The 12,654-nt window shown below is 61.8% G+C and carries 16 protein-coding genes and 1 pseudogene; 11 read left to right on the top strand and 6 right to left on the bottom strand.

What is annotated here, in order from left to right; all coding sequences use genetic code 11:
- Positions 1-187: gamma-butyrobetaine hydroxylase family protein (locus tag AC1DX0_RS21355; RefSeq protein ID WP_477356756.1), on the top strand; the 187-nt coding region annotated here is incomplete at its 5' end.
- 63 nt (positions 188-250) lie between these two features.
- Positions 251-862, top strand: coding sequence for a pyridoxamine 5'-phosphate oxidase family protein (locus tag AC1DX0_RS21350; protein WP_477356754.1), 612 nt, complete (start codon positions 251-253; stop codon positions 860-862).
- Between the two features lie 16 nt (positions 863-878).
- Here the strand turns inward: AC1DX0_RS21350 and AC1DX0_RS21345 are convergent, their stop codons facing one another.
- A complete protein-coding gene (locus AC1DX0_RS21345; protein ID WP_477356752.1) occupies positions 879-1,331 on the bottom strand; it encodes a MarR family winged helix-turn-helix transcriptional regulator in 453 nt (150 codons plus the stop codon).
- Positions 1,332-1,378: 47 nt separating this feature from the next.
- Here AC1DX0_RS21345 and AC1DX0_RS21340 point away from each other — a divergent pair, with 47 nt between their 5' ends.
- Positions 1,379-2,284 (top strand): alpha/beta hydrolase, encoded by a 906-nt coding sequence (locus AC1DX0_RS21340; RefSeq protein ID WP_477356751.1) that lies wholly within the window; start codon positions 1,379-1,381, stop codon positions 2,282-2,284.
- A gap of 13 nt (positions 2,285-2,297) precedes the next feature.
- Here AC1DX0_RS21340 and AC1DX0_RS21335 read toward each other — a convergent pair whose 3' ends face one another.
- Together AC1DX0_RS21335 and AC1DX0_RS21330 are read right to left on the bottom strand one after the other, a co-directional pair.
- Positions 2,298-2,693, bottom strand: coding sequence for a rhodanese-like domain-containing protein (locus AC1DX0_RS21335; RefSeq protein WP_477220536.1), 396 nt, complete (start codon positions 2,691-2,693; stop codon positions 2,298-2,300).
- 146 nt (positions 2,694-2,839) lie between these two features.
- Positions 2,840-3,454: a TetR/AcrR family transcriptional regulator gene (locus AC1DX0_RS21330; protein WP_477220537.1), complete on the bottom strand. Its 615-nt coding sequence runs from the start codon at positions 3,452-3,454 to the stop codon at positions 2,840-2,842.
- Positions 3,455-3,554: 100 nt separating this feature from the next.
- Here AC1DX0_RS21330 and AC1DX0_RS21325 point away from each other — a divergent pair, with 100 nt between their 5' ends.
- Positions 3,555-4,301: a 3-oxoacyl-ACP reductase family protein gene (locus tag AC1DX0_RS21325; RefSeq protein ID WP_477220538.1), complete on the top strand. Its 747-nt coding sequence runs from the start codon at positions 3,555-3,557 to the stop codon at positions 4,299-4,301.
- Between the two features lie 210 nt (positions 4,302-4,511).
- Entirely contained in the window at positions 4,512-6,407 is a 1,896-nt protein-coding gene (locus AC1DX0_RS21320) for a L,D-transpeptidase family protein (RefSeq protein WP_477356749.1), read from the top strand.
- Positions 6,408-6,490: 83 nt separating this feature from the next.
- Here the strand turns inward: AC1DX0_RS21320 and AC1DX0_RS21315 are convergent, their stop codons facing one another.
- The 3 genes from AC1DX0_RS21315 to AC1DX0_RS21305 all read right to left on the bottom strand — a co-directional run bounded on the left by AC1DX0_RS21315 (position 6,491) and on the right by AC1DX0_RS21305 (position 8,231).
- Positions 6,491-6,967 (bottom strand): hypothetical protein, encoded by a 477-nt coding sequence (locus tag AC1DX0_RS21315; RefSeq protein ID WP_477220540.1) that lies wholly within the window; start codon positions 6,965-6,967, stop codon positions 6,491-6,493.
- Positions 6,968-7,085: 118 nt separating this feature from the next.
- Positions 7,086-7,826 carry a lysozyme inhibitor LprI family protein gene (locus tag AC1DX0_RS21310; protein WP_477220541.1) on the bottom strand — a complete coding sequence of 247 codons (741 nt, stop codon included), beginning with the start codon at positions 7,824-7,826 and terminating at the stop codon, positions 7,086-7,088.
- A 147-nt stretch (positions 7,827-7,973) separates the two neighbouring features.
- On the bottom strand, positions 7,974-8,231 hold the full coding sequence (locus AC1DX0_RS21305; protein ID WP_477220542.1) for a PepSY domain-containing protein: 258 nt from the start codon (positions 8,229-8,231) through the stop codon (positions 7,974-7,976).
- Between AC1DX0_RS21305 and AC1DX0_RS21300 the strand changes: the two genes are divergently transcribed.
- The 6 genes and pseudogenes from AC1DX0_RS21300 to AC1DX0_RS21275 form a co-directional block, all read left to right on the top strand.
- Positions 8,230-8,688, top strand: coding sequence for a hypothetical protein (locus AC1DX0_RS21300; RefSeq protein WP_477220543.1), 459 nt, complete (start codon positions 8,230-8,232; stop codon positions 8,686-8,688). The two genes, AC1DX0_RS21305 and AC1DX0_RS21300, sit on opposite strands and share 2 nt — an antisense overlap.
- 243 nt (positions 8,689-8,931) lie before the next feature.
- The gene (locus AC1DX0_RS21295) at positions 8,932-10,260 is read left to right on the top strand and encodes a tyrosine-type recombinase/integrase (protein ID WP_477220544.1); all 1,329 of its coding nucleotides are present in this window, start codon (positions 8,932-8,934) and stop codon (positions 10,258-10,260) included.
- Positions 10,257-10,913, top strand: a complete 657-nt coding sequence (locus AC1DX0_RS21290; protein WP_477356747.1) for a hypothetical protein — start codon at positions 10,257-10,259, stop codon at positions 10,911-10,913. Before AC1DX0_RS21295 ends, AC1DX0_RS21290 begins: the two co-directional genes overlap by 4 nt.
- A gap of 83 nt (positions 10,914-10,996) precedes the next feature.
- The gene (locus AC1DX0_RS21285) at positions 10,997-11,227 is read left to right on the top strand and encodes a hypothetical protein (protein WP_477220546.1); all 231 of its coding nucleotides are present in this window, start codon (positions 10,997-10,999) and stop codon (positions 11,225-11,227) included.
- 385 nt (positions 11,228-11,612) lie between these two features.
- Positions 11,613-12,146 carry a hypothetical protein gene (locus tag AC1DX0_RS21280; protein WP_477220547.1) on the top strand — a complete coding sequence of 178 codons (534 nt, stop codon included), beginning with the start codon at positions 11,613-11,615 and terminating at the stop codon, positions 12,144-12,146.
- Positions 12,143-12,654: pseudogene (locus AC1DX0_RS21275) on the top strand (hypothetical protein); the annotation flags it as partial. The gene AC1DX0_RS21280 and the pseudogene AC1DX0_RS21275, both read left to right, overlap by 4 nt.

The raw sequence follows: 12,654 nt of genomic DNA, 5'->3' as shown, positions 1-12,654 counted from the left end.
GCGCAACGTGGCGATCCTGAAGATCGAGCCGGTCGGCAACTATGCGGTGCGCATCACCTTCGATGATTTCCATGACACCGGCATCTTCACCTGGAATTACCTGCACACGCTCGGCCACGAGAAGGACGAGCGCTGGAATGCCTACCTGGCGGAGCTTGCGGAAAAAGGCTTGAGCCGCGACCGCTAACCCGACGTCGTAAAGGCGTCACACATCTGGAGTAGCGCCGGCAAAGGTTCGGAGACAAAGAAGATGTCGCTCATCACCACGGTCGAACAGCTGGAAGCGCTCTACGGTGTTCCAGGCGAAGCCTCGCTGGTCAAGGAACTCGACCACGTCATTCCCGAATATGCCGCCTTCATCGAGGCCTCGCCCTTTGTCGCGCTYGCMACMAGCGGSCCGGAGGGGCTGGACTGTTCGCCGCGTGGCGAYCTCGCCGGCTTCGTGCGTATCGTTGATCCGAAAACAGTGATGATGCCGGACCGGCGTGGCAACAACCGCGCCGATTCGCTCAAAAACATCATCAAGGATCCGCGTGTCGGCCTGCTGTTCCTGGTGCCGGGCTCCGGCACGACGCTGCGTATCAACGGCCGGGCGCATATCACCACGGATGCAGCGCTGTGCGCATCGTTCATGGTCGACGGCAAGCCGGCGCGCTCGGTCACCGTCATCGACGTCGATTCGGTGTATTTTCAGTGCGCCCGCGCCATCGTCCGCTCGGARCTSTGGAACCCRGCMARGCATGTCGAYCCGAAATCGCTGCCGACGCCRGGACARATCYTGGAARTCACCAGCCGCAAGAACATCGACGGCGAKGCCTACGACAAGGAATGGCCGGAGCGGGCGAAGAAGACGATGTGGTAGCCGGTGCACCTTGGTGCTAGGCTTCCTTCAGCACCTCATAGATCTTGCGCATCTGTTCGCCGATCATGTCGCATTGTTCCGGTGTCGACTGGCTCATCGCCTTCTCGATCAGCGCCATATGCACTTTCAGCGCCTGCATCAGCAGCGTCTCGCCGGCTTCGGTGAGGGCAAGCCGCAGGATGCGCTTGTCCTTCTCATCGCCTTCACGGCGCAGCAGGCCGCGSSTCTCMAGCTGCGGCARCAGCATGGTGATGTTGGAGCGSCCGACSAGCAGSYKGCGGGCSAGRTCGTGCTGCGACATGCCGGGRTGGCGATASAGGTTCATCAGCACGTCGAGYTGCGCCGGCTTCAGGTCGAGCGGCGCSAGTYTYACCGCCAGCGYSCGCTCCAGCRCATGGCAGGCGCGCGCCACCGCGACCCAGTTGCGAAAACGCGGGTTGTCCCAGGGTAGCTCTTGTTTATTGTTCATCTTTGAACTATTATGTTCATGCTTGAACGTATGGATGGATTCTCACTATGGCATCAATCGGGCTGAAGGTCATCCGGAGCGTATTTGGTGCGGCCGAACATATTGCGCCACGCATCACCGGGCGCGCGGCTTTCGAACTGTTCTGCCGTACGCCGAGCGCCAAAGCGCTGACCGACGGTGAGCGCCGCGCCATCGGCCGTGCCGCGGAGTTCATGACCGAGGCGCGCCATCATCGGCTGAAGACGGCGACCGGCTGCGTCATGGTGCACGAATTCCGGCCGGAGCCGGGCAGGGCGGYTGCCGGCACCGTGCTTGTCGTTCATGGCTGGCGTTCGCGCACCGAGTATATGCGCGCCTTGATCGAGGGCTATCGTGCGGCCGGCTACAGGGTCGTTTCCCTTGACCTGCCGGGCCACGGCCAATCACAGGGCCGACACCTGAACATGGTCAACGCTGTCGAGGCTGTAAGGGTCGCCGGCGAATGGTTCGGTCCGTTTGTCGCGGCCGTGGGTCATTCCTTCGGTGGAGCCGTTGCCGCCAATGCTATTGCCGGTTCGGTCAAGAACATCCCGCCGCTGGCGGCAGGACGTCTTGTGCTGATCGCGGCACCCAGCTCCTTGCCGGCGATCTTTGCCGACTTCAGCCGCATGCTCAATGTCGGGCCGCGTTCGCAGGTCGCAATGGCGGAGCGTGTCGAACACCTGTCCGGCCGGCCGCTGCACGAATTCACCGGCGACCGCCAACTCGCCCAGGCGCCCGTGCCGACCCTGGTCATTCACGCGCCTGATGACCGCGAAGTGCCGGCCGATCATGCTAGACGCTATGCCGGTGCTGGCGATCACGTGAGGTTGCATTGGGCGGACGGGCTCGGCCACCGACGCATTCTCGCGGACAAAGGCGTAGTCGAACGTGCCGTCGCTTTCGTGGCTCGCGAGTCGTCGCTGCTGCATTAAGGCGCGGTCTAAGTTATTTCTTCTTCTCGCCGGGCTCGACCGGCAGTCCGGCCGCCTTCCAGGCAGTGTAGCCGCCAAGGATGTGCTTGACCGGTGCAAGTCCCATATCCTGCGCGGTCTTGGTGGCCAGCGCCGAGCGCCAGCCGCCGGCGCAGAAGAAAACAAAGCTCTTGCCCGAGGCGAAGAACGGCTTGTGATAGGGGCTTTCGGGATCGATCCAGAATTCCAGCATGCCGCGTGTGACATGTTTGGCGCCGGGTATTTTCCCGTCGCGCTCTACCTCGCGTGGATCGCGCAGGTCGACGAAGATCGTGCCATCGTCATCGAGCAACCCTGCGGCCTCCTCCGGTGAAACCACTTCGATCTCGGCGTTGGCCTCGTCCAGCAGTTCGCGATACCCTTTTTTCACAGGCTTGTTCCCCTCCACCCGCGCATTGGCTGGCTGTCTGAAGCGCGTCGCGCTTCAGGTCTTTGTTTTATGCATGTCGTTCTCCCAAAACCGAGATCACTTTTGGGCGACATGCATTGAATTTCCACCACAATGGCCAGCGTTTGTCACGCTCTGTCGGTGCCCGCCAGCGTCTGCCAGGCAGCCATGGCGCCAGTGACCGTCGCCATTAGCGCGGTGCATGAAGCGCCGTCGCGCGCCTGGATCGACATGCCGTGCTGCACCGTGGCGTAAAAGGTCGCGGCGGCGCCACAGTCGAAGTCGACAGGCAATTCGCCTTCGGCAACGGCCCGCTCGAGGCGCTTCTGCAAAGCAGAATGGTTCTCGGCGCGGCGGCGGCGCAGGTCAGCGCAGATCGGGCCGCTCGTTGAATCCTGATGCAGCGCGCCAAGCGTGATCAGGCAGCCTTGCGGACGATCGGTCTGCGAATAGGCCTTGGCGGTGCGGCTCAGAAAAAGCTCGATCGCCAGGCGCGCGGTCGGCGCCTCATCCAGCGCCAGCCAGATATCCGGGCCCTCGACGCGCGAATAGAAATCCGCAGCCTCGAGGAACAGAGCCTCCTTGCTGCCGTAGGCGGCATAAAGGCTGGGTGAATTGATCCCCATAGCGGCGGCGAGGTCGCTTATCGACGCGCCTTCATAACCCCTGGCCCAAAACAGCTCCATCGCGCGCCGCAGGGCTGCGGTTCGATCGAAGGTGCGGGGACGGCCTCTTTCCGACATGGCGCTCTTTTCTGTGTTGATCGCTACATAAATCAGTTGACGCGACCAGACAAGCCTGACAGGTATTTATGTATCGATCACTACACAAATGGAGAAACCAATGTCTTCCAGCAATTTGAACGGCAAGGCGGCGCTTGTCACCGGCGGCAGTCGCGGCATCGGGGCGGCGATTGCCCGGCGCCTGGCGGCTGATGGCGCCGATGTCGCGCTGACCTATGTGCATGGCGAGGAACAGGCCCGCTCGGTCGTTGCCGAGATCGAGGCCAAGGGCGGCCGCGCCATCGCGATCAAGGCTGATAACCGCGATGCCGAGGCAATCGAAAAGGCCATCGATGAGGCCGTGGCCGAATTTGGACGGCTCGACATCCTGGTCAACAGTGCCGGCATCTGGCGCGCGGCCCCCATCGATACGCTGTCGCTTGCCGATTTTGACGAGACCATGTCGGTCAATCTGAGGGCTCCGTTCATCGCCTCGAAAGCGGCAGCGACGCATATGGGCGAGGGCGGCAGGATCATCTCGATCGGCAGCAATCTCGCCGAACGCGTCACCGACACCAGCCTCGGTGCCTATTCCGCCAGCAAGGCGGCGCTGGTCGGTTTGACCAAGGCTCTGGCGCGCGATCTCGGTCCGCGCGGCATCACCGCCAATGTCGTCCATCCCGGCTCGACCGATACCGACATGAACCCGGCTGATGGGCCGCATGCCGAACACCAGCGCCAGAAGATGGCGACGCCGCGATTCGGCAAGGCCGACGACATCGCCGGCATGGTTGCCTGGCTCGCCGGTCCGGAAGGGCGTTTCGTAACTGGCGCCGCACTGACCATCGACGGCGGCGCCAACGCCTGATTTCCCGGAGTTGCGCAGGCTGGAGCGAAAGCACCCTCGCTCCAGCCGTCACGATGTTGTGAAACCGTTCTGCAACAGGCTTTCCGAAATTTATGAAAGCTTAACGAAATCGGTATGAATCGGTATAGTCACGCCTTACATCCGCCATGCGGTGAGCGAGACGGTCTAGCGTGCGGAACGGGAACCGGTTGCGACCGGAGCGGGTGATCCATGAAATTCCTCGGTAAAAATGCAACCGCAATGCCGCTGATGGCGATCGCGGCAACGCTCGCCCTGGGCGCGCCCCAGGCAGGCGCGCAAGGGCTCTTCGACATGCTGTTCGGCGGCGGCATCAAGCACCAGCCGCAGGGCGAGTTTCCGCCTCCGCCGCCAAAGCACAGACCCAAGGCCCCGGCCGGCGGTGGTGGTGGCGGCGTAAAGATCAGCAGCCCGTCCTACTACACCTACAAGGCCGACAAGCTGGTGCGCGTCGACTTCTCGACGCTGTCCGCGGCACCGCAGCCGGCGACGGCGACGGCGCAGGACGCCGCGTTTGTTCCGTCGGCAACAGGGGCTGCCTTCCACGACGCCATTGCCGGTCTGAGCGACTATGAGCTCTATGCCGAGCCCGACATCGCCAAGGCGCTGATCGCTTACTACTCCGCCAATCCGGACTTCATCTGGGTGAGCGGAACCAGCACCAACAGCCGCGCGCAGGACGCCGTGCGCGTGCTTGGCGAGGCAGCGAGCTATGGCCTGACGCCCGCCGACTATACGGTCGAAGTTCCTGCCACCAGCGCGTCGGCGTCCTCCGACGCCAATGCGCAGGTGAAAGAGTTCGTCCGCTTCGAGATGGCGCTGTCGGCCCGGGTGCTGCGCTATGCCCGTGATGCCCAGAACGGCCGCGTCGATCCCAACCGGATGACCGGTTACTATGATTTCCCGGCAAAGCCGATCGACCTGGTGGGCGTGCTGAAGACGCTGGCGCATACGCAGGAAGTGCGCACTTACCTCGAATCGCGCCATCCGCAGAATGCCGAATATCAGGCGCTGCGCGTCGAACTGGAAGCGCTGCAGGCGAGCGCCGAAAACGAGGTCGTCGTCGATCCCAAGCTGYTGCTGAAGCCRGGCGARACCAGYYCSGAACTGCCGAAGCTGCTGACGCTSATCGCRCGCARTCTCGATGACGAKATGGGCGGCRCCTAYGGCGAGGTCCTGTCGCGGCTGGCGACCAGCGAGGTCTACGTCCCCGAGCTGGTTCCGCTGATCAAGGCGGTGCAGGTGAAGGAAGGCATGAAGGGCGACGGCGTCATCGGTCCGCGCACCGTCGCCTTGCTGGCCGGTACGTCGAAGGCCGACAGGCTGCTCAAGGTACAGGTGGCGCTGGAGGAACTGCGCTGGMTGCCWTCCGATCTCGGCAGCCCGCGCGTCTTCATCAACCAGCCTGCTTTCACCGCGASCTAYATCGACAATGGCGAGGARAAGCTGAAGACSCGCGYCGTCRTCGGCCGGGYCACCAACCAGACGGCATTCTTCTACGACCAGATCAAGCAGGTCGACTTCCATCCCTATTGGGGCGTGCCGCAGTCGATCATCGTCAACGAGATGCTGCCCCGGTTGCGCAATGACCCCGGCTATCTCGACCGCGCCGGCTACGAGGTGACGGATGCGAAGGGCAAGCGCATTCCGTCGTCGGCGGTCAATTGGGGCGCTTATGGCGCCAACATTCCCTACAATGTGCGCCAGCAGCCGAGCGAGGCCAATGCGCTGGGCGAGTTGAAGATCCTGTTCCCCAACAAGCACGCGATCTACATGCACGACACGCCGCAGAAATCATTCTTCAAGCAGGACATGCGTGCGCTCAGCCATGGCTGCGTGCGCCTGCAGGATCCGCGCGGCATGGCGGCGGCGGTGCTCGGCACCTCGGTCGACTACATCGCCGAGAAGCTGAAGCACGGGCACTCGACCGAGGATGTGACGCGCAAGATCCCGGTCTATGTCGCCTATTTCACCGCATGGCCCGACATGTCCGGCAAGGTCGAGTATTTCAATGACGTCTATGATCGCGATTCGCGGCTGAAGCAGGCCCTGGACGCCACCGAGGCGGTCCGTTCGCCGTCTAGCTGATCAAAGCGCGTCAACGCGCTTTGAGTCTCTGTTTTGGGCGTGTCGTTATCCCAAAACCGCTACGCATTTTTGGGCGACAAGCACTATCGCTCCGACAACGGGCGGCGGAAACCCGCCTCCCGTCCGGCGATCAGCCAGTAGATCAAGCCGGCGACGAGGCCGGCGGCAGCGATGATGCCGATGTCGGCCCATCGCTCCGGATCCATGTCTTCCGGCGAACTCGGCCACATCAGGGCAAAGCCGCCCACCGCGGAAGCGGCGCCGAAAAGCGTGTGCAACAGGACATTGCGCAGCGAAAAGGATTCGGCAATGAGCGCGAAGATCAGCGTCTGCAGTCCGGTCACCACAATCGTCAGAAAGTAGATGAACATGCCGAGCGGCGGTATCAGCAGGACCGCGATCGGCGAGATGCTCATGAGGCCGAAATACTCCGGCGCGTTTGGCAGGGAACTGAGCGCGGCGTAGATCGCCACCACGGCGACCAGGCCGACCAGCAAGGCGACGAGATATCCGGCTAACATCATCAATATGCGCTTCAACACATGCTTAGCCGTCGCCATGCCAATCCCCCCATGCGGCGCAGTCAACCGTTGCAGTCAGCCATCAAAGACGATCCGGCGCAAGGGGAGGCCCCGAGCGGCGCAGTTTTGGCGGGTCTTCGTGAAGGAGCAGGGCAGATCAAGCGCCGCCGCACAGATGTTCGGAGTCCGGCAGAGCCCAACTTCCTTTTGCGACAAGGTCCAGGGCGTAAAAAACCCGGCCGCGGTCATCGTCCTTGGGGCAATCCCTGGGAATCGCGATCAGGCACATCTCGACGGGTTCGCCAACCTTCGAGGCGGCCAGGCCAGGCTCGCGATCATAGGAGACAGACCCGCCGCCATTGGTGAAGGTCGCGGCGCTGCCGCCCTCAGGCGGGGCCGTTTCGAGCGGGTCGTCGCCAAGCCGCGTGGTCAGCGTCTTGATATGCGTGGTCGCGCATTGGCCGACGGCCGAGGGTAGGGGCTGATCCTTGTTGCCGGGATTGCGCGCCGCGGCGTCCAGCGCCTTCTTGCCGATCAGCGCGATGTTATAATCCTGCACCCATGACGGCGCATTGCCATAGGTCTGCAAGGCATTGTTCAGCGCGCTGACGATGCAGGCGGTATCGTTCTTGCAGGCATTGCGGTCGGCAATCAGCCCGCGGGCGATCTTGCGCTTGTCGCCGCCGAATGCCGGCTCGAATTCTTCGTAGGCCTTGGCAACCAACAGATCGATGGCCGACAGCTGCGGATCGGCGCAGATCGCCTTCTCCGCCGGCAGGCTTGCCTTGGTGCAGTCGAAGGACGGCCCGTCGGCCCAAGCCGAAGGTGCCGCAAGAATGCCGCCGGCCAGGATGATGCCAAGCACAAGTAAGACGTCGGTTCGAACGGAAAATCTCATGACTGCCCCCAAGCCAAAGGCGCTGCCCGCGCCATGGGGTGCATATCACATGCCAAGGATGGACAATTTGCGGCAATCCGATTGGTCATCGCGGCGCCCGGATAAAAAACGGGTAGACCGGTCGAATAGAGAGTATTTGCCGGCGCCCTATTTGGGTTCGGCCGTCACCGGATCATAGGTGATTTCGACCTTTGCCTTGTCCGAGGTGTAGTAGGTGACGGTGTAGGAGTCCTTGTCCCAGTCGACCTCTTTGACGTAGCGAAAGCCGTCGCGCTGCTCGACCTTGGCAAGGATTTCCGACAGCTTCTTGGCATTGGGCGGCGGCAGAGGCGCTTCATCCGCGGCAAAGGCCGGCCCGGCGGCGAGAAGAACGGCGACGCTCGTCGCCAGCAGCAATCTGGACATGGCTTTCCCTCAAGTTTCGGTCGACAGAAACTCGTTGGTGCTCCGGTTTGTTCCGTATCTGGAATGCGGGACCATTCAGTCCATCGATTTGCAGACGCCCGGAAGAAAAAATCCGCCAAAAAAGCCACGATGCGCCGCTTCACTATTCGTTGCCATATTGCTGGCGGTTTACTTGGGGGTGCATATGCGCACACGTCATCTCGTCATGCTTGCACTGTCAGTGCTTGCCATCCCGGCCGTTTCCATGCCCGTGCAGAAAGCCAGGGCGCTGGAACCTGAAAAATACACGGTCTATTGCGCCAACGACCACATCGAGGTGTCGTTCTGGGATCTCGACCAGATGAAGGTCCGAAACGGCTCCGACGTCTGCCAATTCCAGAGCTATACGAGCTACAGCAGCGCGTTGAATTTCGCGCAGAAGAATTTTGGTGGGGAAGGGGCTGATTGTGGTTGCTAGCTGTGCCGGCTTGGGGTGCGATTTCAGTGAGGAAATGGTGGGCGATGCAGGGATTGAACCTGCGACCCCACCCGTGTGAAGGGTGGTTCTGCGGCTTTCTCCCGCTTTCTCGAAATCACCAACTTCCTCCCAAGCCTTCGTTTTCATTGCTTTTTTCTATATAGCGCCATATTGTGTTTTCTGGAACCATCCTCCGGGTGACGACCCGGTGACGACCCGGACAGTAACGCCAGGAAAGCCCCGATGAGCGCCAGAACCAAAAAACTCACCAAATCGGTGGTCGACGCCATCCATCCCACAGGCAAAATCTTCCGAGTTTTCGATACCCGTCTGAAGGGGTTTTGCGTGCGCATCGGCCCCTCTGGCGACAAGCGTTGGCAGGTCGAGTATCGACCCTTTCCCGGCGGACGCGGCGTCGCCATTAAGCGTGTGACGCTCGGCGCGACCAACGTGCTGACGCCGGATCAGGCGTACGATCAGGCGAAGGAGACCTTGGCGGCGGTCGGCAGGGGCGAAGACCCGGTTGCCGTCAGGATCGCCAAACGCGACGAACCGGTTGTCGCCGATCTGATTGACACCTTTGAGCGGGAGGGCGGCACCATCCTGCGCGGTGTTCGCATCGGTCAGCCAATGAAGCCGCGTAACAAGCAGTGGATGATGAACCGGCTTCGTCACCATGTTGTACCCTTGCTCGGCAGCATGCGCGTTTCCGAAGTGACCCCCACCAATATTGAGCGGATGGTAAAGGACATCGCGGCAGGCAAGACCGCGAAGGATGAGAAGGTCGGGCCGCGCCGCCGCATCATCGTCAAGGGCGGCGACGGTCAAGCCCGCAAGGTGGCGCGCGACCTGTCCAGCGTCTTCACCTTCGCCATCCGCCATTCCGCCTTCAACGTGACGGAGAACCCAGTCGGGAAAGCAGCCGTCAACAAGGTTGACGGCAAGCGCACGCGGTACCTCGTTCTCGATGAGGTGCGCCGGCTCGGCAAGGCGCTTGATGAACTTGAGGCCGAAGGCATCAACCCGAAGGCGCTCGACATCACGCGTCTCTGGGCGCTGACCGGCTGCCGTCGCGACGAGATCGCCGGGCTTAAATGGTTGGAAATCAGGCTCGACCTCGGCTGCCTCGTACTTGACGCAAGCAAGACAGGCCGCAGCGTGCGACCCCTCAGCGCTGCAGCGGCTGCGCTGCTGGCATCGCTGCCGCGCTATGCTGACAGCGATGCCCCGAACGGATTGTCGCCGTGGGTATTCCCCGCCACGACTGGCAGCGGATATTTTCAAGGCACCAAGCGGATTTGGCCAGCGATCATCAAGGCGGCTGGTTTGCCCGGCGTGACGCCGCACACGTTGCGACACACCATCGGCTCGCATTCGGTGTCGAGCGGTCAAGCGCTACCGATGGTAGGCGCCATTCTCGGCCACAAGGACACACGGTCGACGGCCATATATGCGCACATGCAACAAAGTCCGGCGGTGCAGGCCGCGAATCGCGGGACCGCCGGCATCGCTGCGGCGCTCAGCGGCAAGCCGACCGGGAAGGTGACGCCGATGCGTCGGAGTATGAGATGATCTTTTCGGCCAAGGCGCTCGGCGAGATCGTCAAAGCCGCCAGGCCGGACAAGCCGATCTCCGACATGAAGCTGTTCGGGCGCGATCTGGATCGCGCCATCCGCCGGTATGCGACCGCCAATGCGATGAGTCCGGCACAACCGTGGGCCGAATATTGGAAGCGCGGCGAGGAATACATCTACGCGGCGAACGCCTTCGCCGTCGTGCATTCGAGGCGGGACAAGCCCGGTCAATGGTGGCGCCAGCAGTTGCGACGCTTTCCCGACGTTGCAAAGGCGATGCGAAGCTACGAAGAGTTTATCCGCAGACTGATGGCGGAACAGCTGTCGCCGGACGAACAGGGGATCGACTTTGGCAAGAGGCGAGTCCGAGACATCCTCGGGCCGGAAACCGCGCTTGAAAGCCTGATCGGAGACCTCGCGGAGATATATGAACGTCATTTCGGGATAGACGCCACGGCTTCGCAATCCGTGACCAATCCTGACAAGGTGAGCCCCTTCGTMGCCTTTGCGCTCGCCRTTCTCGACAAGGCCCGGATCAGGGATGAACATCGAAAACGACGAGGGCCAATCCAATCATCAACGGTTATTCGGCATTTCAGGGCGGTGAGGCCGAAGCGTCCGAAAAAGGTGATGCCGATGCCCAAAAAATAGGTTTGGCATCATCATGCGGGCAGGCCAAAGAAAGGAAAGGGTGCTTCTCGAAACAGAAACGCGGTCCAATCCGGGAGGATATCGTGACCCTGCTGCTCACCACCCGCGAAGCATCGGCCTACCTCAGGGAACGGCACGGCATCAAGCGTGCGCCGATTACCTTGGAAAAGTTGCGGACGCTCGGCGGCGGTCCGACTTTTAGGAAGCTCGGCGTCTCCGTATATTATCGGCCCGAGGAATTGAGCGAATGGGCGGAAGGCCGTCTGTCGCGGCCGCTGCGCTCGACCAGTGAGTTGCCCGACCACGCCGTATAGACGAAACCCGCCGGAGCTTGTCGCTCGCAGCGGGTTGGGACTTCGGCTCGGGGCTTGGACGCCCGGAATATAAGTCCCGCCTTATACGTCGTCAAGCCGCCGACCCCTTTCAGGAGGTCGCAAATGCGCGCCCCGTACGATGCTATCGATGGCGAACCGCGCCATGTCATTCATCAATCAACTGCGGCGAGTTTTCGCGCTCTGAACGCCCGCCGTGCTGCGCTTGGTCTGGTGCCAGTGCACCCAGCATCGTCGCTCGCCAGTCTGGTACGCGAAGGGCGTTCTATCGAAGCTGCTGCTACCCGCGCTTGGCGGCGCGATCATCGCCTAGTTGCCGTCCCGTCTGGTCGCGGTTGCGCCACGATGGAAGCTGCGGTGAAGTGCAATGGATAGCTCCCGCTCCGACATCCCGCTGGGGCCGTTGCTTCAATGTCAAATTGATTGGCTGCTTAGCCACGGAATCGGCATCAAAAGCTTGATCTCCCCAGTGCCGGTTAAACTGGCTTTCGGCGTGCATCATGCAGATGGACGGCTTGATCCGCCGCCACCCGGAGAGGCGGGAGAGGCATGGTTTGCCTTTGAGGAAGCATTGCCGGGTGATGTGGTGTTTTGGTCGCCACAAGGCAATCGCTTCGCAACGCAGAACGGTAGCGCAATCGCGCTCGGTGAAACTTTTTTCTACGAAGCCGCCACATACAGCTTCGACAACGCGCTCACCCTCTATCCCGATCCGCTCGCATTGCTCAAGGCGGGCCGTCTGTTTGGCGCAGTGATCTTCGACTGGCCGCGCTTGTGGTGGCGGCTGTTCGACAAACCGAGCATCCGGCTTGCCGATCCGGCAATGATCCCGCTCTACGAACGGTGGATGAGGCCGCCTTCGCTGCCAGAGGTAAGCGTTGTCTTGCCGGAGGTTGCATGATGATTGAAGTTTCGCTCGAAGAGGCCAAGAAGACGCTGTCAGGCGCGGCACCACCGGGTGGCGATGGCAAAACGCTCATTTCCCCACAACAGAATACGATCCGGTCGACGACGTTCGAACTGACAGAGTGGAACCCGTGGCGCAGCACCGGCGCGCCAAAATTCCCAGTCGAAATTCTGCCCGACCTCATCCGCAATTATGTCGTGGAGCGCGGTGCAATGACCGGTTCCGATGTTTCGGCATGGGCAATGTCGGCCCTCCTCGGCGTGTCGGCGGCGCTCGATCATCGGGTGACACTCAGACCGAAACAGCACGACCAGTTCTATCAAATTCACCCGGTCCTTTGGTGCTTGCTGTGCGGCGATCCCTCGACCCGCAAATCGGCTCCCATCGGCGATGTCGAGGCGATGCTCATGCGGCTGGATAGGCTCGATGCCAAGACGCGTGCCGACAGGGTGTCAATGCTAGTTGCCGATGGAAAGGATAAGGCGGAAGCGGAAGCAGAGTT

The organism is Mesorhizobium sp. P3_A9 (assembly GCF_056402975.1).
This window is presented reverse-complemented; position numbering and strand designations above follow the sequence as displayed.